We start from the raw sequence: 22,290 nt of genomic DNA on the forward strand, positions 1-22,290 counted from the left end.
TGAAATAGTATAGCCCTCGTTTAATAATATTTCAATTTGACTTCTTTCTTTATCACTTAAGTGTTTATAGTGTCGTTTTGTGGTATAATGTACTTCAGACATGAAAATCTTCCTATCTATTTGGTTTGGCAACTTTAGTATAGCTGATTTTCATGTTTTTTTGTTTATTTTTATTTGTTGCACTTCATTTTACAACACGGGGTCTATTTTTTACTTAAAAAAATTAAAAAATCTATATTGTTTTATTCTTTCACTTATGGTACAATCACCATAGTAGAGAAGTTAAAAAGCTCTGCTACTAATAGAGATTAGAAAGTTCTAAAGAATTTCAGTAGTTCATGTATTAGTTTAATAATTGCCGTTATCAAGTTAATAAACTTTTGAAAGTCTTCGGACTTTCTTTTTTTTGTGTTGTCTATAACATCGCATTATCTCACCGTTGGTGTTCCATGTTGTCTTTTTTCTTTTTTCATGTTATAGTATAGATAAGTTAAAGGGTTGAGCGAACAACCCCCTAACTTTTAAAGTGTTAAGAATAACGGGTTAACGTTTTGAGTATCTCAACAACCAACTTTATTATCTCGGTTATAATTGGCGTTATAACTTTGATAATGTTGAGAAGTTCAAGGCGTTTTTTTGTACGCTCTTGCTTTATCCTGTTTAACCGTGTCATCTTATCACCTCCCATCTATTTGGGAGTTAGTCGGTCGCCAAAACCGACTACATTTATATTGTATAATGATGTTGTAAAAGTATCAACGCTTTTTTATAAATTTTTAATACTATAGATAAGGAGTGAAATTATGCTAGAGAGAATCATACAACTTGGTGCTTTGGGTATACTAAATTATTTTATATTAAATAGGACGGACGTTATAAACTTTAATAAGAATAGTCAACAATTGGAAAAAATGGCAGTAGTAGCGTTTTTTACTGGGCTTAACTATTTTATATATGATAGTTTGATAGTTGTTAGTAACATATACCTAAAAATGTGTATAGTCTTTGTGGTATCTTTTTCTATAACTTTTTATTTTGTGCCATTTATTAAAAAGAAATATATCTCGCTTGAAAGGGAAAAGGGGTATACGTTTGATAATAGAACCGTTAAGGATAGAGCGTTGAGCGAGTATGATAATCAGCCATACATTTATGTGTATAACTTTAATAATGAACTTATAGAACATGGACGATTATGGCTATATGCTAACAAGTCGGACGAATACAACGAGATAGCTCTTGTAAGGCTGAAAGGCATGGAAAACTTAACGGTTGATAAACTCACAGAGTTTTATACATGTGATATTATTATAGATGTAGATAAACAACTCAAAATGTATATTATTCAGGAGTAGGAGTTGGTTTGGGTGGTGGAGTCGGTTTTGGTTTGTTTCCTTTGTTATCTCTTGTTTGTTTCATGTGTTACCTCTTTCGTTGCTCAACACTCTATCATCATAAATAATAACATAAAGATTAATAAGAATGGTAAACCAATCAGTTGTAAGAATTGATTGGCTTTTTTTATACACAGATATGATGATATGAATAACAAACAAGAATAACATGACAAGATAAACCACGTATACAGTGTGTGAAATAGAACAACGAAAAGAATAATATATAAAGTTTACCAAAAATAACAACATAGGGGAGTGCCCTGGTATTCTCACACCTATCCAATGTGTAAGTTGATATACCCCCGTCAAAAATCACTGTGATTATATCCGTGTAGACCGCGTCCAGCCTTTCCTCGTACAAAGTCCGTTTTAAATTTTTTTTTAACCTGTAAGAAATTTTAAAAAATTATGCTATTAGAAAGGGAGTGATAATTGTGGCAAATACACCAGTACCAATAGATTTAGCTTTATTAAATGGGAATACTGCAAAAATTTCAAAAGAAGAAATCTTGCGAAGAAAACAATCAGAAAAAGCGTTAAAAGTAGCTAAAGACAAGCTAAAACCACCTATCTGGTTGGGGAAAATAGCTAAAAAAGAATTTAAATACGTTGTTAATGAAACGGATACTATTGATTTGTTAAGTAATTTAGACCTCCATGTCTTAGCGATTTATTGTAACGTCTATGAGCAATATGTTAGATGTACAAATCGTATTATAAATGACGGCATTATGGTAGAAGCCAATAAATCATCAGAAACAGTTGTTGCGGCGCACCCATTATTTGTAAAACAAGATAAGTTGTTTGACCAATTGAGAAAAATGCAAACAGATTTGGGGTTATCTCCTTCAGCAAGAGCAAGATTAGCTATGAAGATGACTGTAGAAGATAAAGAGGAAGGAGAGTTTGACGATGTATGACAACGCTTCGTGAAATGCTGATTGATTATTCTAATCAAGTAATTTCAAATGAGAAACATCACTGCCAAAAAGAACGTTGGGCAAATCAAAGATTTTTAAGAGATTTGCAAAGAGAAAATACTGATGATTTTCCATATATCTTTAATGAGGATAAAGCCTTACGGTTTTTAAACTGGATGAGTAAGTTCAAACATTCTAAAGGGAAATTAGCCGGGCAATATATCAATCCAGCCCCCATACAAATTTTTATTTTTAGTAATCTCTATGGGTGGATACATAAGGATACAGGATACAGACGTTTTAAAAAATCCTATTGGCAAGTTGCACGTAAAAATGCAAAAACACAGTCTATGGCATGTGTTGGGAGTTACGAGGCTTCTGCTTTTGGGGAAGCCTACTCCGAGGTTTATATTGGTGCTACCAAGTCTGACCAAGCTAAATTACTTTGGAATGAAACAAATATTCAAATCAGCAAAAGCGAATTTTCTGATAAATTTAAAGTAAGTTATGGGAAAATTACGCATATCAAAAGTGGGGGCTTTATTCAAGCGTTGTCCAAAGATAGTGGGAAAACAGGAGATGGATTTAACCCACAAGCTGGGTTGATTGATGAATATCATGCACATAAGACAACGGAATTATATGATGTTATTGACTCTGGTATGGGAGCTAGAACGCAGCCATTACTCAATATTATTACAACAGCAGGATTTGAATTAACAAATCCCTGTTATGCTATAGAGTATCAATATGTTTCTAAAATATTAAATCCACATGATGATATTGAAAATGAAGAATATTTTGTTATGGTCAATGAATTAGAAGCTGGAGACGATATTAAAGATGAAGAAACATGGATAAAAGCTAATCCTATTGTGGCTACCCATGATATTGGAATGAACTATTTAAGAGGGCAACTTAAAATAGCTTTAGATGTCCCGGAAAAAATGCGTAATTTCTTAACTAAAAACATGAATATATGGGTAGATATGCCAGAAAATGGGTATATGGATATTACCAAATGGGATAAAAATAGTGTGGACAATGAAACGTTAGAAAAAGCTATAAAAACAGCTGATAATTGTTATTTAGGGGTGGATTTGTCCATGACTACTGATTTGACTAGTATTTCCTTAGTAGCCGAAAAAGACGGTAAAAAGTATGTTAAACAATTATCTTTTATGCCAGAAGAAAAGTATTACGAACGAATGAATACGGACAAAGTTCCGTATGATTTATACGTAAAAGACAGTTTACTGATTTTAACAGAAGGTGCAGTTGTTGATTATAGTGTTGTAGAATCATATATTTTGAAATGGTGTGAAGAATATCCTGTTAAAATGGTTTGTTTCGATAAATATAATGCCGTAGGTATGATGGTTAGTTTATCAGCAAAAGGAATAAATGCTATAGAAATTCCACAGACGATTATTCATTTGTCTTTGCCAACCAAAGAATTTAGAAACGAAGTTTATAAAGGGAATGTTTATCATAATGGGGACAAACTATTAAAAAGAGCCATTTTAAATGCTAAGACGAGAGTTGATGATCAAGAAAATATTATGATTAGTAAAAGAACAAGCAATGGACGTATAGACCCATTAGCGAGCGTTTTAAATGCATTTTCAAGGATTTTGAGTGACGCACAAGAGGTAGACGCTAATCTCTACTATAGTAGTGCAGATTTTTCATTTTAGAGGAGGTGATAATAGTGAAGATAGTAGATTGTGTTGTATTTTTGATGTATATGCTAGGGTTTATATGTGTTTTTTATGCGTGCTATTCTGTTTTTCCACCTCTTGCTTATCTTGTGTCTGGCTGGGTGTTTATTCAATTAGCAAGTAACCTATTGAAAAATAAAGGAGGTGAAAAATGATGAGGAATATAGTTGATAAACTTTTTAGGTCATTTGTTCCGGCATCTCATAAAGATTATAATTTGGCTGAACAGTCTAAAGGAGTTGGCTTTCAGTATCTTTTTGATATTTTAGGGTTAAAGGATAGTGCCAAACCAACCGACTCTACTGCTCATTTATTTAATGATATTTATGCGTGTGTTAATGTATTGAGTGATGATATAGCCAAGTTACCGATTAAAGTGTTTAAGAATGTTGACGGGCAAATACAAAAAGAAAGCAATCATCATATCCAGTATTTGTTGGGGGTTAGACCTAATCCTTATATGACACCTTTTTCCTTTAAGAAGATGATTGTCACTGATTTATGTTTTGCTGGCAATTTTTATGCATTAATAGAATATGATAAGAATGGTAAAACAACGGCATTACACCCGTTAACTGCTACAAATGTTCATGTGGTTGTTGATGTGGATAGTCACACATTTTATTATGAAACGATGTATAAAAATAAGCGTGTTCGTCTACAACCTTATGAAGTGATTCATATTAAAGGAATGTCAAGAAACGGATATATAGGGATTAGTCCTGTGAGAGTTATTTCAGAGCAAGTGCAATCCAATAAAGCAGCTTTAAAAATGAATCAGAAAATTTTAGAAAGTGGAGGAACTCCACAAGGCATTTTAAAAATGTCCTCTTCTTTAAATCAGGCTTCTAAGAGTAATATTAGGGAACAATGGAAGTTGACTAATTCTGATGAAGCAATAGCTATTTTAGATAACGGTATGGAATATCAACAAATTGGGGTTTCTCAAGCTGATTTACAGTTTTTGGAGGGACAAAAATTTAATCAGCAACAAATTGCAGCCGTTTATAAAGTGCCATTGCATAAAATAAATCAGCTTGACCATGCAACGTATACGAATATTGAAAGCCAGTCTATTGATTATGTGAAAAATACTTTACAGCCACTTGTTGTACAAATAGAGGAAGAATTTAATTACAAACTTTTTCTAAAAACCAAAGATGATATAGGGTGTTACACAAAATTTAATATGGATAGCGAGTTGCGTGGAACAAGTAAAGACAGAGCAACTGTTCAAGAGATTAATATTAGGTCGGGAGTTAAGACAGTTAATGAAGTTAGAACACAAAATGAAGATAGTCCTTATGATATATCTTACGCAGATGAACCGATGATGACATTGAATTATGCACCAATGGGAACTGTGGCAGAAGTTGCGAAATCTCGAGTAGATAATCATGGACTATTTGTGGCAACGAAAGGGGGTGAAACAGATGAGCAAGGTAATGGAGAAAAGAGCGATACTAACTAATGTTGAAATCCGTTCAGGAGATGAAGGGGGGTTACCTACAATAGAGGGGTATGCTTTAAAGTTCAACAGAAATAGCGAAAAGTTGGGTTATTGGTCGCCGTTTATTGAGCGGCTAGACCAAAATTGTTTAGATAAAACAGATATGTCAAACGTTGTCGCTCTTGTTAATCATGATGAAAACATGACTTTGGCAAGGACGGGTATTAATTTATCTCTTGAGGTTGATAATATCGGTTTGAAATTTAAATTTACTCCAACGGATACAAGCTATGCAAGAGATTTAATTGCTAATATGCAAGCGGGAGTTATTAATAAATGCTCTTTTGCGTTTACAATTCCGGACGATGATACTGCTGAAACATGGGAGAAATTAGAAGAGGGTACTTATCTCAGAACCATTCATCATATAGATAAAGTGTACGATATTTCGGTTGTGACTAATCCGGCTTATGAAGATACTGAAGCTGTGGTAGGACAGCGTGGTCGTCATAAAATTGAACGCTTACTGATTGATGATAAAGATGAATTGGAGGAGCGAGAAAAATTAAATTTACAAATTGAACTATATCGTTAAAAAAGACTTACAAAAAAACATGTAGGTCTTTTTATTTTATAAAAATTAAGGAGGTTCATTATGAACGAAAAAGAATTAAGAGCATTATTAACAGAAAGTCTATCAGACTATGAAAAAGCGTCTGAAAGCAATGCACCGATTGAGGAATTACGCGAAAAAGCTGAAAAAGTTAAAGAATTACGTGGAAAATTAGATTTAGCAATCGAAATGAAACATATCATTCCAGAAAAAACGGAAGATGTTGTAGAAACAGATGAAAAGCGTTCTATTTCAGATTTGTTAGATGATGATATTGAAAAAGAATATACAGCAACATTCTTACGTGCTTTAAGAAAACCACAGAGCCTTACTGAACGAGATGAGCAAATTTTTGAACGTATGAAACACATTAGAGCACAAGACGTTCCAACAGCAACACCTTATTTCCAATCTTCTGTAGAAGATAACGGAGGTCTGATTGTCCCTAAAGATGTTGAAACGAGAATCCATGAGTACAAACGGCAAATGGAGTTCGATTTGTCTACCTTGGTGACAACAGAGATTGTTTCTTCCCCAACGGGTGTTCGTGTGTTTGAGAAATTAGCAGATATGGTTCCTTTTGCTGAAATTAGTGAATGGGATAAAATCGAAGATATTCCTTCGCCACAATTTGAGAAAAAAGAGTATTCTTTAAAAGATTATGCTGGAATTTTACCTATTCCACGTAAATTAATACAAGATACAGACCAAAATCTGTTGAGTCATGTGGCTAAATGGATTGCTAAAAAAACACTATTAACACGCAATACGGTTATTTTGAATGTTTTAGCAACATTTAATAAACGTCAAAAAGCAATTGGTGTAACAGATGATTTGAAAGACATTTTAAATGTTGAACTAGATGGGGCATTCTCTACAACGGCAGTTATTGTGACTAACCAAGATGGGTGGAATTGGTTAGATAAGTGTAAAGATGAAAATGGAAACTATTTAATTCAAAAAGATGTAACAGGTAAAACACCGTATACTATTTTTGCACGTCACGTTGTAGTAGTCCCTAATCGTACTTTGAAATCAAATGGTAAAAAAGCACCAGTATATATCGGAGATTTAAAAGAAGCATTAATCTTGTTTGACCGTAACGTATATGAGGTAACCGGAACAGAGATTGGTGGTAAATCATTTGAACGAAATTCATTTGACATTCGTGTGATTGACCGTTTCAATGTAGAAAAATGGGATGAAGGTGCAGTTATTGTCTCAGAAATTGATACATCTAAAGCACCGACCTTACCTTCAACAACAAGTAAATCTGGTGGGGGAGCATAGAGGTAAATGATGAGAAAAGTCACGCAAGAACTGGTATCTGTTGAAGATGTTCTAATTGCTCAAAAGTATGAAGAAGATGAAGCACCGTTTATTCAATCGTTGATAGACGGTGCAGTGGCTTTTCTTCAAGGAGCAGGTGCTTATCATGAGGATAATGAGTTAACAATTACGGCTATTCATCTTATGGTAGGCAATTGGTTAGAGAATAGAGCGTTAGATTATCGTGAGTATAAGAACACGCACATGTTCCCAATTGGTATTCAAGCTATTATTACACAACTCCAATACGCTGAGTAAACGGAGGTAATATATGGCAAAGAGAGTAAAACCGAGTAATTACACTCACCGTATACAATTTTTCAAGCAAGTGGTTACGTACAATGATGAAACAGGTATGAATGAAAGTCAATTTGTGCCTTGCTTTAAGCGGTGGGCGAATGTCAAAATTATTTTTAGGGAGCAATTAGAGTCTGTTATTAGTGGTGGTAATACATTGCGTAATCGTTTGGAATTAACGTTAAGGTATACCGACATGATAGATAGTACTATGCGATTTTCTTATGGGGATAATCAGTATAATATATCCATTATTGGAGATAAGAGTGGTCTTAGAGAAGAAATAGGACTACTTGGTGAAGCTGTTATAGACGGAGGTGAGTAGCTTGCCAGTACCGACAATAGATATTTCAGGTATAGATGAAATGTTTTCAGTTTTAGATACAACAGTAAATAGGATAAATCGCAGTGTTAATGACATTCTGAAAGAAAGTGCTGAACCGATAAAAAAGAGAATAGAAGAAACTGTTCCAGTAAGTAAGCCAATGAAGCATAGCGATGAGGGGCATGCTGTAAAAGATGTCCATATTACAAACGTTAAATCCTCGCAACATGGTTATGTTAAGTATGTTGATGTTGGATTCCGTGTAACAGAGTGGCGCATGTGGTTTCTTGAGTTTGGTACTATACACATTCAACCTAGACACTATGTTGAACGTGCAGGATTACACTCTAGGCAAAAAGTTTTGTCTATACAAAAAAGAAAACTGAAAGCATTGTTGAAACAAAGAGGTGTATTCTAATGCTTGACTTTAGATTTTTAATACGTAAAGCATTGCTGAGTGACACTGAAATTGTTGACTGGGTTGATAAACCTCATGGTATACCGAATATTTCAGTAAATGCAGTGACTAATGCGGTGTATCCTTTAATTATCTATAGACCAATTTCTGTGCAAGATATGAGGTATGCTGATGATTATGTTGATACATACGAGGCAAGGTGGGAAGTATCGCTCTTTTCTAAGAAAGGTGTTCCACCTAAAATAACTGAAAAAGTTGATTTAGCAATGCGCACAATAGGCTTTGGTTTGTATAATTCTTATGAATTTGTAGACCAAGATACAAAGGTAACACATGTTATCTTAAAATATATGCAAACTTTAGATAGAGAGACTTTTGAATCATTAACGAAAGGCTCTTTATCTTTTTAAAAAATAGAAAGAGGTAGATATAATGGCAAAAAGAATTGGATTACAGGATTTGTACGCATTTCCAATTACGAAAGAAAGTGAAAGTGGAGTTCCAACGTATGGCACACCATTTAGGGTTGCGAAAGCTATCGAGGTGAATTTACAAAAAAACGTGGCAGAAGCAAAAATGTATGCAGATGATGTATTAGATGAATATGTGTCTGAAGTTACAGGTATGACGCTTACGATGAATATCAATGAATTAACACCTGAGATTGAAGCGAAGTTATTAGGGTTAACTGTAGACCAGTTAGGTGGGGTATCAAACGGAATGGACGCCAATGCACCTTATTTTGCAGTAGTCTTTCGCTCTAAACTGTCAAATGGTGGGTATCAATATCGTGTTCTGTATAAGGTTCGTTTCAAACCAACAGATGAAACCTTTAAAACGAAAGGTGAAAATATTGAATTCCAACAACCAACTATTACAGGAGAAGCAACTGTTCGTCAAGATTTAGGTATCTTTGATTACGCACTAGATAATAGCACTCCCGAACGGAAAGCTGTTACAGAAAAATGGTTCACAGAAATTCAAGTGCCTACATCTAATGCTTAGAATGATTTAAAGGGAGAGCATATCTCCCTTTATTTTTTTGTAAAGGAGAAAATATATGGAATTAAAGCTACACATAAATAGTAAAGTCAAAACGTTCCAACTGCCACAACCAACGTTTTTGGTCATGTTGAAAACAGCTGAATTATATAAAGAGCAAGAACAAGGGAATTTTTTAAAAGATAATCCTACAGAAGAAGAACTTCTTGTGGATATGATGAAGATTAGGGATTATATTGTCCTTGCTTTTGGCAATCAGTTTACAGCAGATGAGTTTGATACTGGATTTTGTTCTGATGATATTTTTGATTTTATGACGTTAGGAAGACAATTAATGTCTGATATTGTCGTAAACCCAAAGAAACTAGCCAATCTGGACAAGGAAGTCAATTAGATGAAGAAGACGGAGAAGATGTAGAAACATTTTATAAAGTAATCATGAAATCTTACCAATATTTACAGCAAAAGTATAATTGGACACCAAAGCAGATTGATGAGCAACTGTTCCACAGAACATTTGAAATTGAGCATTTAAACTATGAAGCCAATAAATCTAATAATTTAGGGAATGAGTTGGTGTTTATAGACCAGTTAGGTTTTTAGGAGGTGTTAAATGGAAGAAGTACTTGGTAATCTTAAGATTCGTGTGGGTATGGATACAACCGAGTTTGTCGGTAAAATGAAAACTTTTAAACAACAAATGGCTATCCTAAAAAGCAATATGAAAGAAGCGAAAGACTCCACGACAAAATGGGGTAAAGCTGGAACTGGATTGGCAAAACAAATTGATAACACAAAGAAAAGATTGACGTTATATGACTCTGAATTACAAAAGCACGATAAAATTTTACAAAAAGCTAGACAGACGTTATCGAGTAGTAAAGAGAGTTATGATAAATTAAAACAAGCAAAAGATGCAAATCTTAATCTAACTAGTGAGGAAATTAAAAAGTTAGATGAATTAACTAAGGGGAGAAAAAACGCAACTAAGGCAGAGCAAGTTGCTATGCAAAATATTGCGCGCTTACAAGCTGAAATGGCTGGTGTCAATCGTGAATTGGGAGAATTACAACTTAAATATGCCTTACAGACTGATAAAACGTTAAAAGTTTCTGAACGATTATCTAAAGTTGGTGATAAGACACAAAAATTTGGTAATAGCATGTATAAAGCTGGGAAGACGTTAACAGCCGTTACGGCAACTATAGGTGGTGGAATATTAGGTGTCGTGAAAATAGCTGCTAATTATGAAAGTGCCTTTGCGGGTGTTCGTAAGACGGTATCAGCAACAGAACCAGAGTTCAAAAAAATGAGTGATGGGTTTAGAAAGTTGTCTAAAGAAATTCCAGTTTCAGCAGCAGAATTAGCTAAAGTTGGCGAGAATGCAGGGCAGTTAGGTATTCAAGTGCCTAATATTTTGCAGTTTACGGAAATTATGGCTAAGTTAGGTATGGCAACAAACTTAACGGCTGACCAAGCATCAACATCTCTAGCCAAGTTTGCTAATATTACGCAAATGTCGCAAAAAGATTTTGATAGATTAGGTTCTACCATTGTTGCTTTAGGGAATAATTATGCGACTACTGAAGCAGATATTGTTTCAATGGCTACACAACTGGCTGGTGCTGGACATTCTGTTGGGTTAAGTGAAGCGCAGATATTGGCAGTGTCGGCAGCATTAAGTTCTGTCGGAATTGAAGCAGAACGTGGAGGGTCAACTTTTAGTAAATTGATGATAAACATGAAAGTTGCTACTGAAACAGGCTACCAAAAAGCCCTTGATTTAGTCGATAAAACAGGTCTGAGTATGCGTGAATTAGAATTAATGGCGTCTAATAATTCTAAAAAATTTAAAAAATTGGCTGAGAGTTTAGGAATGACAACAACTGAACTTCAAAAAATCATTACAGCAAGTAATAATTTAGAATCGTTCGCTGAGGTGGCTGGAATGTCTTCGGAAGCATTCAGAGATATGTTTAACAAAGATACTGTAGGGGCTATTGGAAAGTTTGTTGAGGGATTGTCAACGGCTGGAGAAAGAGGAACAACTGCCGTACAAATATTAGATGAAATGGGTGTTAGTGAAATCCGTTTACGTGATACGTTGTTACGTTTAGGTGGAGCTCAAAATCTAATGAATGAAGCAGTTAAAACTGGAACTCAAGCATGGAATGAAAACACTGCCCTAAATAAAGAGGTTACAGAGCGTAACAAGACAGCAGCAAGTAAGTTTGAAATGTTTAAAAACAAATTGATTGATGTGGCTATTGCAGCTGGAGAAAAACTTTTACCAGAGTTAAATAAATTAATTGATAATTCTGATTGGTTAGTTAAGGCTGTTTCGGATATTGTGATGTGGTTTGCTAATCTCGATGAAGGGACAAAAAAGTTAATATTCCAACTGGGGCTTATAGGCCCTCTTCTTATGGGAGTAGGTAAACCTTTGAGTGGTTTTGGAGGACTGTTAAAAGGTGTATTTAGTATTGTTAAGAATTTCAGAACGAATAGTATAACAGAGGGAATAGGAGCGATTACAACTAGTGCAAGTGGAGCAGTATCTGCACTTGGTAATATGAGTGGTGCGACAACTGGCTTAGGGACTGTTATGAAAATGGGAACAGCGTTAATGAATCCATGGGTACTTGGTATTGTCGGTGTTACTGCTGCTGTAGCTGGTGGTGTGTGGGTATATAATGAATTAACGAAAAGTGCTCGTGAAAGTGCAGAAGTCATTGAAAAATGGGGTGTTGATGTAGGGAAAGCAACATCAGATGCGTTAACTAAAGTCGAAGATTTTGGTGTTAAATCACAAGACGCATTAAATCATGCTGTTAAAATTGACGAAAAAAATAGTAAAGACATTTCCAACGCTTATACTGACATGTTTCAGGAAATGGGTAAAATTATAGATGATCAAATTGGGAAAATTGAAGATACTTATTCTAAATTATCTAAAAAGACAAAAAAGTATGCTGAAAAAGAGAAAAATAACCGTATTGAAAAATATAACGAAGCTAAAAATGATATTGGTAAAATAGAGGGTGAAATCAATGCTATTGTTGATAAGGCAGCACAAGAACGTAGACGTTTAAGAGAAGATGAATTAACAACAATTAAACGACTACAACAGGAAGCTAAAGAAATTACTGTTGCAACCTTAGGCAAATCAGCAGCAGAACAAAATAAAATTCTTCAAAATATGTCTGATAGTGTGAAACAATTAGACAAAGAACAGTTACATAACCGAAGAGAGTATTTGAGAGAATTAGCTTCGGAACATAGAAAAGCCTATGAAGAAGAAAAGAATGCTTTGCAGCAGTCTTTGACAGAAGGAATGATTACCCATAAGCAATATTACGAAGGCTTAGAAGAATTAGACAAAGAAAGTTATGAAACGAGAAGAAGACTAGCTATTTCGACTTATGAAACAATGAATGAGTTAATCTCTAGACAAACTAATTCAAAAGTTATTAAATCGTTGAAACAGGAGTTAAGTGATCAACTGGAAAAACTAGGATTTGAATATCAACAAATGGCAGGAGTGATTGAAGAAAATGCCAAAAGTATTGAAAGAAGTAATGACTTATTGACTAACAGTAGTGGGATTATGGCAGATAAGTTGTCTGATAATGTGAAAAGAGCAAATGAACATTGGAATAACTTAATCACTGATGAAGCAACTGGACGCGTTGTGGATAATTTGAGAGAAGTTGTTGAAGAAAGTGTGAAAACACAAGAAGGCTGGGACGCTTTGAGATTTGATATAAAACATGCTGACTTAAAGACAAATGCTAAAGGCATGATAGAAATAGCTTTAAAACAAGTTGGAAAATGGGACGAACTCACGATTGAAGAAAAATCATTTTTAACCTCTACAAATGCAGGAGTCGTTCTTCAAAAATTGTTGGAAACAAGAGGCGAATGGGAATCCTTTTCACCAGAAATAAAGAAAATGATACTTGAATCTAATTTTACTGATGAACAGATGAAATTTATGGATATATACGGCATATGGGGGAACGCTGAATTTAGAGAACAACTAGCCCGAATTGATACGAACTCAGTTGAAGCGAAAGACCAATTTACAGATTTGATTACTAAATGGTCAACTAATCATTTTGATAAAAAAGTTGCTGAAGTTAAAGTTAACCCTAATGATTCAGCTGATATTATTGATAAGATACGAGGTAGGATAAATAGTTTACAAGATAAGACGGTCAATATAAGAACAGTATACGCTAATGAATATTACGAAAAATATAATAGGCGACAATATGCCACAGGTACAAATTTCCACGAGGGTGGATTAGCTATTTTAGGGGACGGTGGACGCAGAGAGCCGTTCTTGACACCTCAAGGATATTTTGGGGTGTCACCGGATAATGATACGATGTATGATTTGCCTAAAGGGACTAAGGTGTGGAGTTCTGTTAATAAATTTCTGAATGTGGCTAAATATAATCCATACCTTAAACAATTTGTAGAAAATATTCCTAAGTTTAAAATTGGTACGGATACTAGCTTTTTAGACTATTTACCGAATAAACCTATATCTAATCATGAACGCAGTTCAGATGTTTATAACATTAATATTTATGGCGAGGGAATGATTGTTAGGGAAGATACAGATTTAAATACTTTAGCAGATAAAATTATAGAAAAAATTGAATTTAAAAAGCGTAGAAAATCTCGGAATAGAGGAGAGGTTGTATGAAGAAAGTGATTATGAAAATAGGAAATATGCGAAGTGACGAATTTCCTACTAAAGTATCAATTTCTAAGCTAGACCGCTTTGTATTTCCTTCTAGTAAAACGAAAGTGTCTGATGATAGGTTATTACATAGGGTATATGTTGAAAAGCATGATGACAAACGCAAGAGTGTTGTAGTAGATTACGAAATTAACATCTATAAGGTTAATCAAAGCGTAATTGACCTTTTTAAAATATGGATAAGTAAAGAGTGTGTTGTGTTTCAGCCAGATATTACAGTGAATAGAGAGTACATAGCGTATTCTTTTGAAATTGTATCCGAAGAACGTTTACCGTTAAATACATATCGTGTTGTTTTACAGGTAAAACATTCTCCAGTATCTACGTCATTATCGGAAAAAGTAGCTAGACAGAGTAACAATACATTATTCTTTCAAAATAGGGGAACAGCTAGAACCTTTCCTATTTTTGAGTTTACAGTAGCGACACCTTTAAAAATGGTCGCTTTTACGCACCCTAACGGAAGAGCTATCCAATATGGATATGAAACAGGGAATACAATTCTTCATACTGGTAATATTGTTAAGATTGATACATCTAATTGTTTGTTGACTGTTAATGGACAGCGAAAGTATGTTAATCCTGCTAGCCGTTCATTTGCGATTGAACCAGGAGACAATACAGAGATAGGGATTAGTGTGAATACTGGGGCTACAATCCCTAATGTTCATGCTAAATTTAGAGAGGTGTTCCTATGATAACGGTTACGGATAGACGATATAACACCCTCTGTCAAGCGTCTTTTGATTTGCCAGAGGGTTTAATCGCTTATGATGATGTATTTGAACAAGATTTAGACACAGCTATTAGTACGTATCAATTCACAGTAGATAAAACGCACGAAGATGTGCAATATATTCAAGTGGGGTGTTATGTATTCGCCAATGATGACGGGAACATTCGTACGTTTGAAATTATGTCCATGGAAGAAAATTCTGATACTAAGACGGTGTATTGTGAAGATGCTGGTCTTGATTTGATAGGTGAGCAACTAGACGCTTTTAAGGCAGATATGGCTCACACTATTCAATGGTACATTAATCAATTTACACAAGATTCCGGGTGGGAAGTTGGTGTAAATGAGTTACCTGATAGAGCATTAAAATTGGAGTGGGAAGGTACAGATAGTGCAACGAAGCGACTAAGACAATTGGCTGGTCGGTTTGGGGTTGAAATAAGTTACAGAGTAGAGCTGCTAAATGGGCGAGTTCATCGCCGTTTGATTGATGTCCAGAGAAAAATTGGACAAGATAGGAAAGTCCGAATGGAATATGGATTTGAAGTGTCTAAAATCACTAAAAAATCAAGTATTGAAAATCTAGCAACAGGACTTATTGCTAAAGGTGATAATGTGACGCTAGACGGTTACAACTTTAAAGAAACAGATAGATACAAGTTAATAGGAAATACAATAGTGGATAAAATCGAGGGAGCACGTTGGAGCAGACACCATAATGCTAGTAATGGCTATATTGTTAAAGTGTACGATAGTGAAGCTAAAACACAAAAAACACTTGCTGATGCCGTTGTTAACCAGTTGAAAAAACGAGCTTATCCGGAAATAGAATATACTGTAGACATTGATATGTTGCCGGAAACGTTAAACATAGGAGATACGGTAGCTGTTGTTGACCATGAATTTAAACCACAATTGGTTATTGAAGGACGTGTGATGCAGATTCAGCGTTCGTTTTCAGATAGAAACTTTGGAAAAGTTGTGATTTCAAATATCAAAGAGACTCCGGATAGACTAGATGAAAAAGTGTCTAGGTTAAGTAAGTTGTTACAAGAAAAGTTGTTTGATTGGAATAGTATTCCACCAGTTATGGCTATCACGTCAACTAATGGAACAATTTTTAAGGATAATCATATTCAAACAAAATTAATTGCTCAAGTCACTAAAAACACGATAGATATTACACAACAATTTAGTTTTATTTGGAAGAGAAATAGCCGATATGATACCTCACAAGACAACACATGGAACACACAACATCAGCATCACAGAGGACATGAATTACAGTTATCCATTGCTGACGTTGAACAAGAAGCAACGTTTATATGTGAAGCCTATAAAGAGGATAGTCTTATTGATAAAAAATCAATCGTCATTAAAGATTTTGTTGTTGGGAGATATAAACAGTCTACTGCACCACAACATGCCGAGAACGGCTCTATATGGACAGATACAAGCGTTGAACCTAATGTCTTAAAAATCCTGAAAAACGGCGAATGGATACCTATTGTACAAGACTTAACACAGTACGTTAAGACTGAACGATACGAAACGGATAATGAACAAAAGAAAGAGGAACTCATTATCATTCAACAACGCTATAACAATGAATTGAAAAAAATCATTGATAGCACAAGTGAGTTACAAGCCACTTTAGAAACGAAATTAACCGAAAAAGATTTAGAGGATTTAAGAGGAAAATTAGCAGATACACAGACACGATATGAACAACTCCTACAAGCTCAATCTGTCATAGAGGGATTAGGCGAACGTGTCACAGCCTTTGAAGTGAACGTCCAACAATCGCAAGCCTTGATTAATGCCTTATCAACATACTTTTCGTTTAGTGAAGACGGTGTACTGACTGGGCGAAAAGGAAGTTCCATGCAAACATTAATGACGAATGATAGATTGTCCTTTTTAGACGGGGGAAAAGAAGTCGCTTATATCAGCAATCAACAATTGTATATTCTTAGTGGTGTTTTTCTTGAGACCTTAATCATCGCAAATCATATTATGGAACGATTGGGAACAGATTATACAATCATAAACTGGGTAGGAGGTAGATAATATCGCAACATTTACAACACGAATCAACAATTTAACATTACGTGTAGAATATTATTATACATCACAAAATATATCCAATAACACATCAGAGGTTACGTATCAAGCGTGGCTAGACGCTAGTGGATTTCGCTATTGGAACTTGTATAACAATTCTAATTTGACGATTACGATTGATGGACAGGTTGTTCATAATGCTAACCATAGTTATGATACCAATGCCTCTAACCCGTTCAATTTACATACGGGAACACATCGGGTATGGCATCATTCAGACGGAAATAAATCCTCACATATTAGCGTCAGTTTTGACACACAGACAAGAGGTGTTATGCGACTTGAGGGAACTTTACATCTTCCGACAATTCCAAGAGCAGCAGATGCTGTTCAACTAACAAGTGCAACACGCTATATAGATAGTGCTAAGACGGCAACGTTCAATGTAAAGAGTGCTTCATTCTACAATCATTTAAAAGTTTTGCAAGGGGGAACACACATTAAAGGGATACGCTTAGGGCAACAATCCCAAGGCAATGTTCATGTGCCAGTGACATTATCTTCGTCTGAATTATCAACTATATACAACAGAAACACACAAACTGACGGTGTAACGTTAGAGTTTGTGTTAGAAAGTTTTTCGGATTCTAGTTATGGTACAAAAATAGGCGAAAGTGGAGCGTTATCGGCATGGTACGTCTTTCCAGAGGGGTTGACACCTGCCATAGACAGTTTAGAGATAACAGAATTAAACACAAACGTTGCTAATGTTATATCTAGTGGACATTATGTCAATTTATTAAGCACTATTCGGGTGAGAATGGTAAACGCTAGAGGAACATACGGCTCTAGCATAAGAAATAGTTATGTCCAAGTAGGGAACATCAGACGAAATGGAACAAGCGTTGACATAAATGGTGATGTGGGAAGTGGCACGGTTACTGTTACGGCAACTATAAGCGATAGCCGAGGACGCAGCGCAAGCAGAAGTACAACAATTCAAGTCCTAGAGTATTACAGACCTAGAATACAAGCCTTTTTACCAGCACGTACAGGAAACGGAACAAATAAAGCTGTATTAGCTAATGTGATTGCTAGTGTGAAACCTGTTTATATCAATAACACCAATCGCAATACGTATAGGGTTGTTGTGGAACGTTCAGAACGTAATCACAACATATGGCAAAAGATGTATGACGCAACTGGCACAGTTGAACATATCACGCAAACCCTATCATGTGGAAACGATTATGACCAAGCAAAAGCGTATGATGTCAGATTAACTATTCACGATGCATTCAACCAACAGCAACAAGCGATTGCGACAATTAGTACTATCACGGTTGTTATGGCTTGGGGGAGAAATAATGTAGGCATAGGAAAAATTCCCACAGACGGCAGAACTCTTGATATTGAGGGAAATGTACATACATCACACAAATATTATGTCGATAATAAGCCGATTCAACATTATCAACTCACTAATGACGAGGGAGCTATTAAGTTTACAGATAAGTCCATAAATGATATTAGAGAAACAGGGTTTTATTTCGTCAAAACGGATAATCCTGCACAATCCACGGCATACGGATTATTAAGTGTGTTCTATACTGGTGGGAAAGAAGCCATGCAAGATTATAAAACATACGATGGGTCACGTCATTTTTCAAGGTGCAGTAGTTATTCAACAGGGGAATGGAGTAATTGGGTTGAACTAGCCACAGTATCGTATCCACGTTGGATAAGCACAGGAGTGAGCAATGTGTTTTATAAGGTAGTTGGACATACTGTTCATGTCAGAGGTGGTGTGAAATCGGTTAGTGGTGGAACGTTTAGCGTAGGCTCTGTCCCTAGCCAGTATGTGCCACAAAGACTTATGTTTGTTGTGGCAGAATGGAGTACAAATGGAGATAGAAATGTACATCTTCAAGTTAACGGAACAGGGGAAATGTCAATACTGAATTCAATAGCTGGCATGGCATATTGGTTTGATATTTCTTTTGGCATACAATGATAAGGAGTGACTATATGGCAATACAATTTATAACATCACGATATGATGAAATGTCAAACAAAACTAAAATTTATTTAGAAGATGTGACACCTGATACACAAACTAGTATTCAAGAACTAGCTTTAGGTGACGTCACAAGTAAGAGTGAGCAAGAACAACTGGAACTCGCATTAGAATTGCATTATGCAAGATACTACTCCAATAAAGCAACTAACGAATTAGTGGACACGATTGCTGAAAAATCTAAAATTCTAAACGATTTAATCGGGAAAGCCGGAGAATTGACCAAACAACACGAAACGGCAATGGGGTCTATGTCTGAATTAATGACAGTATTGTTTAATTCGGAATGTCTAATCATTACGGATACTGGAAAAGTTGCATTAAATAATGCAATTCTTCGTCTAATAGGAGAGCAAGATGATTAAGATAGTATGGAGTATATTAAAAATGATGATAACGAAAGGTGGTGACCATATGATGTTTGTAGCGTTAGCCATTAATATTATTAACGGATACATGAATTTTAGCGATTTAAAACCTAAAAAAGTCAAAGCTAAAGTTCAAGAGCAATTAGAACTCCTTGTAACAGATACAAAAGAATTACAAGAACTATTATCAAAATAACATGAAAGGGTGCGATATGCACTCTTTTTAAATTGTGGAGGAAACACTATGAAAAAGAATAGTACGAATTTAAGGCAAGTAAAAGGTGGAAATGTAGTGAAGCAGAATGATATAGCGTCTATCTTTACGTACGAATTACTAAACGCTGAAAATATCAGATGTGATGAATTAAATGGACAAGAAGCAGAGGTCATATTAGTTTCTCACCTAGATGACGGGTCAACAAACATTGCCTATCGTCAACATATCACAGTAGAAAACGGGAGTGTGACATTTACCATTACCCAAAGGCTTGAACCGAGGGTCTATATTGTTGAAGTCAAATGTGGAGGGTATATCTTCGCTTCGAATAATCGTACAACACTTAAAGTGAACCCAAGTGGATTTGAAGAGTCTGTTGTAGAAATCAAAGAAGAATATCTTGCTTATGACACACGCTATATCAACGATAGCACCATTCCAGTAGATGTAGAGGTTGTTGAGCAAGAGGGGGAAGACGGGATAAATCGTGTAACCGTTATTAACGGAGTTAGAACATCAAGTGAAATCATCAAAGACCCAGTTACGAAAGTCATTAGAGTAAGGGTTAAAGAACATATTGCTTATGCCAATATTGTTAAGAAAGCACCATTTTATGAACCCATTGAACAGACTGAAATACTAAGAGTAGAAGAAAACGAACCTGTGTCTGTTTCATGGGAATACTTTGGAACTGTAGAAGCCGGGAAATATGAAGTGACAATTGAAATCAGAAAACTAACAGATAAAGTCACAAACATTAGTTTTGGTTTTGAGGAATTAGGCAAAATGCATAAAGTATTAGATATATCTAGTCAAACCATGACGTATTCTTTCGTGGTTGATTTGGAAGCAACAGTTACATTGATGCATGACATTCGATTTGACCATGACATCGCTCTTGAAAGTTTTAACGCACGTCAAATTGAAGTAACGGATTTGTCGACAACCGATTATGGACAGAACAGTATCGGAACAGCACAAACACGTACACAAGACATCGAATTATTAGTCACAAATTATGAATGGAAAACGAGAGAGTAGCACGAGCTACTCTTTTTTTAGGAGGTAAAACAAATGTTTGGAATTTTAAAGTATTTAGATGAAGTAGCAAAAAATGAAAAAAATTAGAAAAAAGTAGTAGGTGCTAGTCTTTTTGTTTTATAAAACTTGAAAAAATAAAAAAGGTGTTGACAATCATACGTACTATGCGTATGATTATATATGTAAGGAGGTATAGTGCTATGCCGCTTACAGGAAAAGAAATGATAAAAATTGCCAAAAAGCATGGTTGGGTAGAAATTCGACAAAATGGTAGTCATCATCATTTCAAAAAGGAAGGTGTTTCGCATATCGTTACTATTCCAGTTCATGGTAATAAGGATTTAGGGAACGGTTTGGAACAAAAAATATTGAAAGATTTAGGGTTGAAATGACCCTAATCTTTCTAATATAAGGAGATGCGTATACTATGTTAAAATCATATCCAGCTTTATTTCACAAAATGAATAACGGTTTTTGGGTCGAAATACCAGGTTTTGGTGGTGGTACGCAAGGAGAAGATATTGAGGAAGCTATCCAAAATGCAATACACATGTTGAGTAGTGCAATAGCGATACATATGGATGAAGGTATTCCACTCCCAAAAACTGAAGACATTAATTCTTTTAATATCCAAGATGGCTTTGTAACAATGATACAAGCTAATCCAGTGCCTTTTTTAAAAAATGGTAAAACAGTTAGAAAAAATGTTACTGTACCAGAATGGATAGTTAAAATGGCAGATAAAACTAACGTTAATTATTCGGAAGTGTTGACAAATGCATTACGTGAAAAATTAAATGTTTAAAAGCATAAAAGATTAGCATGAATTTGCTAGTCTTTTTGTTTTATAAAACACCAAAAGGACGTGAAACCTTTAGATTATTGTTATAAAACACAAAAATAGCGTGTAACAACGCTATTTTTTATTTAGGAGGTAAAACAAATGTTTGGAATTTTAAAAAATTTAGATGAAGTGGCAAAAAATGAAAATAGCCAAGCACTCTATTTACTGGCACTTTTGGTTGTTGCCATGATTATAGATTTTCTCATGGGGTATTTAGCTGCATGGATAAATAAAGAAGTGGTCAGTAAAAAAGGGGTTGAAGGCATTATTCGAAAAGTAGCCAGTATTGTGTTGTTATTATTGGCTATACCAGTTGCTCCAATTATTCCGGGTGGCGTAGGAACGGCAGCCTTATATGTGTTGTATTTTGGATACTTAATCATGGAACTATCTTCTATTGTGGAGAACTATAGAAAACTTGGCTTAACTCGTGAAGCGAGTTTATTGGTTAAGTTTTTCGGTATGTTGAATAATAAAAAAGAAGATAAAAACGAATAGTAGTTTTGTCAAAAATCATCGTAGGAAGTTAACAAACTCTAATAAAAAGCAACGGCATACAAATTATTGTAGGAAGTGTTGCTCACTAAGATAAGAAAACAAGGGCAAGTGTATCATTTATCTAACTTAAAGAAAGAGGAATAGTACTATGTATCAACATTTTATATTAATTGCTAGTGTGTATACTAAAGGGGCTCGAGTA

Annotated in this window: 24 protein-coding genes; all 24 read left to right on the top strand. The window is 35.0% G+C overall.

Translation table 11 applies throughout. The features are described 5' to 3' along the window. The first annotated feature begins 803 nt into the window (after nucleotides 1-803). The 24 genes from E4T68_RS05290 (at nucleotide 804) to E4T68_RS05395 (ending at nucleotide 22,088) form a co-directional block, all read left to right on the top strand. Nucleotides 804-1,355, top strand: a complete 552-nt coding sequence (locus tag E4T68_RS05290; protein WP_135124832.1) for a hypothetical protein — start codon at nucleotides 804-806, stop codon at nucleotides 1,353-1,355. A 476-nt stretch (nucleotides 1,356-1,831) separates the two neighbouring features. After that, nucleotides 1,832-2,317: a phage terminase small subunit P27 family gene (locus E4T68_RS05295; RefSeq protein WP_167753825.1), complete on the top strand. Its 486-nt coding sequence runs from the start codon at nucleotides 1,832-1,834 to the stop codon at nucleotides 2,315-2,317. Then, a complete protein-coding gene (locus E4T68_RS05300) occupies nucleotides 2,314-4,014 on the top strand; it encodes a terminase large subunit (protein WP_135124836.1) in 1,701 nt (566 codons plus the stop codon). Before E4T68_RS05295 ends, E4T68_RS05300 begins: the two co-directional genes overlap by 4 nt. 14 nt (nucleotides 4,015-4,028) lie before the next feature. Beyond that, the gene (locus E4T68_RS09285) at nucleotides 4,029-4,193 is read left to right on the top strand and encodes a hypothetical protein (RefSeq protein WP_167753826.1); all 165 of its coding nucleotides are present in this window, start codon (nucleotides 4,029-4,031) and stop codon (nucleotides 4,191-4,193) included. After that, complete coding sequence (locus tag E4T68_RS05305) at nucleotides 4,190-5,509, top strand: phage portal protein (protein WP_135124838.1); 1,320 nt, start codon at nucleotides 4,190-4,192, stop codon at nucleotides 5,507-5,509. Before E4T68_RS09285 ends, E4T68_RS05305 begins: the two co-directional genes overlap by 4 nt. Continuing rightward, entirely contained in the window at nucleotides 5,472-6,083 is a 612-nt protein-coding gene (locus tag E4T68_RS05310; RefSeq protein ID WP_135124840.1) for an HK97 family phage prohead protease, read from the top strand. Before E4T68_RS05305 ends, E4T68_RS05310 begins: the two co-directional genes overlap by 38 nt. A gap of 60 nt (nucleotides 6,084-6,143) precedes the next feature. Beyond that, nucleotides 6,144-7,391: a phage major capsid protein gene (locus E4T68_RS05315; protein ID WP_135124841.1), complete on the top strand. Its 1,248-nt coding sequence runs from the start codon at nucleotides 6,144-6,146 to the stop codon at nucleotides 7,389-7,391. A gap of 6 nt (nucleotides 7,392-7,397) precedes the next feature. Then, the gene (locus E4T68_RS05320; RefSeq protein WP_135124843.1) at nucleotides 7,398-7,688 is read left to right on the top strand and encodes a head-tail connector protein; all 291 of its coding nucleotides are present in this window, start codon (nucleotides 7,398-7,400) and stop codon (nucleotides 7,686-7,688) included. Nucleotides 7,689-7,701: 13 nt separating this feature from the next. Next, nucleotides 7,702-8,052, top strand: a complete 351-nt coding sequence (locus tag E4T68_RS05325) for a phage head closure protein (RefSeq protein ID WP_135124845.1) — start codon at nucleotides 7,702-7,704, stop codon at nucleotides 8,050-8,052. A 1-nt stretch (nucleotide 8,053) separates the two neighbouring features. Next, nucleotides 8,054-8,470 (top strand): HK97-gp10 family putative phage morphogenesis protein, encoded by a 417-nt coding sequence (locus E4T68_RS05330; RefSeq protein WP_135124847.1) that lies wholly within the window; start codon nucleotides 8,054-8,056, stop codon nucleotides 8,468-8,470. Further along, nucleotides 8,470-8,880, top strand: a complete 411-nt coding sequence (locus E4T68_RS05335; RefSeq protein WP_135124849.1) for a hypothetical protein — start codon at nucleotides 8,470-8,472, stop codon at nucleotides 8,878-8,880. The genes E4T68_RS05330 and E4T68_RS05335 overlap by 1 nt, the downstream gene beginning before the upstream one ends. 22 nt (nucleotides 8,881-8,902) lie before the next feature. Then, the gene (locus tag E4T68_RS05340) at nucleotides 8,903-9,475 is read left to right on the top strand and encodes a major tail protein (protein ID WP_135124851.1); all 573 of its coding nucleotides are present in this window, start codon (nucleotides 8,903-8,905) and stop codon (nucleotides 9,473-9,475) included. A 55-nt stretch (nucleotides 9,476-9,530) separates the two neighbouring features. Beyond that, the gene (gene gpG, locus E4T68_RS05345; protein WP_135124853.1) at nucleotides 9,531-9,866 is read left to right on the top strand and encodes a phage tail assembly chaperone G; all 336 of its coding nucleotides are present in this window, start codon (nucleotides 9,531-9,533) and stop codon (nucleotides 9,864-9,866) included. Between the two features lie 44 nt (nucleotides 9,867-9,910). After that, the gene (locus E4T68_RS09290; RefSeq protein ID WP_167753827.1) at nucleotides 9,911-10,075 is read left to right on the top strand and encodes a hypothetical protein; all 165 of its coding nucleotides are present in this window, start codon (nucleotides 9,911-9,913) and stop codon (nucleotides 10,073-10,075) included. Between the two features lie 10 nt (nucleotides 10,076-10,085). After that, nucleotides 10,086-14,186, top strand: coding sequence for a phage tail tape measure protein (locus E4T68_RS05350; RefSeq protein ID WP_135124855.1), 4,101 nt, complete (start codon nucleotides 10,086-10,088; stop codon nucleotides 14,184-14,186). Next, nucleotides 14,183-14,941 carry a phage tail domain-containing protein gene (locus tag E4T68_RS05355; protein ID WP_135124857.1) on the top strand — a complete coding sequence of 253 codons (759 nt, stop codon included), beginning with the start codon at nucleotides 14,183-14,185 and terminating at the stop codon, nucleotides 14,939-14,941. Before E4T68_RS05350 ends, E4T68_RS05355 begins: the two co-directional genes overlap by 4 nt. Next, nucleotides 14,938-17,049 carry a phage tail spike protein gene (locus E4T68_RS05360; protein ID WP_135124859.1) on the top strand — a complete coding sequence of 704 codons (2,112 nt, stop codon included), beginning with the start codon at nucleotides 14,938-14,940 and terminating at the stop codon, nucleotides 17,047-17,049. Before E4T68_RS05355 ends, E4T68_RS05360 begins: the two co-directional genes overlap by 4 nt. Nucleotides 17,050-17,071: 22 nt before the next feature. Beyond that, complete coding sequence (locus E4T68_RS05365) at nucleotides 17,072-19,057, top strand: DUF859 family phage minor structural protein (RefSeq protein WP_256359885.1); 1,986 nt, start codon at nucleotides 17,072-17,074, stop codon at nucleotides 19,055-19,057. Nucleotides 19,058-19,071: 14 nt separating this feature from the next. Beyond that, the gene (locus E4T68_RS05370; RefSeq protein WP_135124863.1) at nucleotides 19,072-19,485 is read left to right on the top strand and encodes a hypothetical protein; all 414 of its coding nucleotides are present in this window, start codon (nucleotides 19,072-19,074) and stop codon (nucleotides 19,483-19,485) included. Further along, on the top strand, nucleotides 19,478-19,684 hold the full coding sequence (locus E4T68_RS05375; protein ID WP_135124865.1) for a hypothetical protein: 207 nt from the start codon (nucleotides 19,478-19,480) through the stop codon (nucleotides 19,682-19,684). Before E4T68_RS05370 ends, E4T68_RS05375 begins: the two co-directional genes overlap by 8 nt. Nucleotides 19,685-19,732: 48 nt before the next feature. Beyond that, a complete protein-coding gene (locus E4T68_RS05380) occupies nucleotides 19,733-20,746 on the top strand; it encodes a G5 domain-containing protein (RefSeq protein WP_135124867.1) in 1,014 nt (337 codons plus the stop codon). Between the two features lie 200 nt (nucleotides 20,747-20,946). Next, nucleotides 20,947-21,138 carry a type II toxin-antitoxin system HicA family toxin gene (locus E4T68_RS05385; protein ID WP_135124869.1) on the top strand — a complete coding sequence of 64 codons (192 nt, stop codon included), beginning with the start codon at nucleotides 20,947-20,949 and terminating at the stop codon, nucleotides 21,136-21,138. A gap of 35 nt (nucleotides 21,139-21,173) precedes the next feature. Continuing rightward, complete coding sequence (locus E4T68_RS05390) at nucleotides 21,174-21,551, top strand: type II toxin-antitoxin system HicB family antitoxin (RefSeq protein ID WP_135124871.1); 378 nt, start codon at nucleotides 21,174-21,176, stop codon at nucleotides 21,549-21,551. A 138-nt stretch (nucleotides 21,552-21,689) separates the two neighbouring features. Then, nucleotides 21,690-22,088 carry a phage holin family protein gene (locus E4T68_RS05395; protein WP_135124873.1) on the top strand — a complete coding sequence of 133 codons (399 nt, stop codon included), beginning with the start codon at nucleotides 21,690-21,692 and terminating at the stop codon, nucleotides 22,086-22,088. Nucleotides 22,089-22,290 lie beyond the last annotated feature (202 nt).

Source organism: Granulicatella sp. WM01, assembly GCF_004570605.1.
GTDB lineage: Bacteria > Bacillota > Bacilli > Lactobacillales > Aerococcaceae > WM01.

Coding starts and splice junctions, on each gene's coding strand:
- E4T68_RS05335 (WP_135124849.1), top strand. CDS start 8,470: ATGCTTGACTTTAGATTTTTAATACGTAAAGCATTGCTGAGTGACACT.
- E4T68_RS09290 (WP_167753827.1), top strand. CDS start 9,911: ATGAAATCTTACCAATATTTACAGCAAAAGTATAATTGGACACCAAAG.
- E4T68_RS05350 (WP_135124855.1), top strand. CDS start 10,086: ATGGAAGAAGTACTTGGTAATCTTAAGATTCGTGTGGGTATGGATACA.
- E4T68_RS05300 (WP_135124836.1), top strand. CDS start 2,314: ATGACAACGCTTCGTGAAATGCTGATTGATTATTCTAATCAAGTAATT.
- E4T68_RS05395 (WP_135124873.1), top strand. CDS start 21,690: ATGTTTGGAATTTTAAAAAATTTAGATGAAGTGGCAAAAAATGAAAAT.
- E4T68_RS05320 (WP_135124843.1), top strand. CDS start 7,398: ATGATGAGAAAAGTCACGCAAGAACTGGTATCTGTTGAAGATGTTCTA.
- E4T68_RS05360 (WP_135124859.1), top strand. CDS start 14,938: ATGATAACGGTTACGGATAGACGATATAACACCCTCTGTCAAGCGTCT.
- E4T68_RS05385 (WP_135124869.1), top strand. CDS start 20,947: ATGCCGCTTACAGGAAAAGAAATGATAAAAATTGCCAAAAAGCATGGT.
- E4T68_RS05315 (WP_135124841.1), top strand. CDS start 6,144: ATGAACGAAAAAGAATTAAGAGCATTATTAACAGAAAGTCTATCAGAC.
- E4T68_RS05355 (WP_135124857.1), top strand. CDS start 14,183: ATGAAGAAAGTGATTATGAAAATAGGAAATATGCGAAGTGACGAATTT.
- E4T68_RS05380 (WP_135124867.1), top strand. CDS start 19,733: ATGAAAAAGAATAGTACGAATTTAAGGCAAGTAAAAGGTGGAAATGTA.
- E4T68_RS05370 (WP_135124863.1), top strand. CDS start 19,072: ATGGCAATACAATTTATAACATCACGATATGATGAAATGTCAAACAAA.
- gpG (WP_135124853.1), top strand. CDS start 9,531: ATGGAATTAAAGCTACACATAAATAGTAAAGTCAAAACGTTCCAACTG.
- E4T68_RS05390 (WP_135124871.1), top strand. CDS start 21,174: ATGTTAAAATCATATCCAGCTTTATTTCACAAAATGAATAACGGTTTT.
- E4T68_RS05325 (WP_135124845.1), top strand. CDS start 7,702: ATGGCAAAGAGAGTAAAACCGAGTAATTACACTCACCGTATACAATTT.
- E4T68_RS05305 (WP_135124838.1), top strand. CDS start 4,190: ATGATGAGGAATATAGTTGATAAACTTTTTAGGTCATTTGTTCCGGCA.
- E4T68_RS05290 (WP_135124832.1), top strand. CDS start 804: ATGCTAGAGAGAATCATACAACTTGGTGCTTTGGGTATACTAAATTAT.
- E4T68_RS05375 (WP_135124865.1), top strand. CDS start 19,478: ATGATTAAGATAGTATGGAGTATATTAAAAATGATGATAACGAAAGGT.
- E4T68_RS05310 (WP_135124840.1), top strand. CDS start 5,472: ATGAGCAAGGTAATGGAGAAAAGAGCGATACTAACTAATGTTGAAATC.
- E4T68_RS05340 (WP_135124851.1), top strand. CDS start 8,903: ATGGCAAAAAGAATTGGATTACAGGATTTGTACGCATTTCCAATTACG.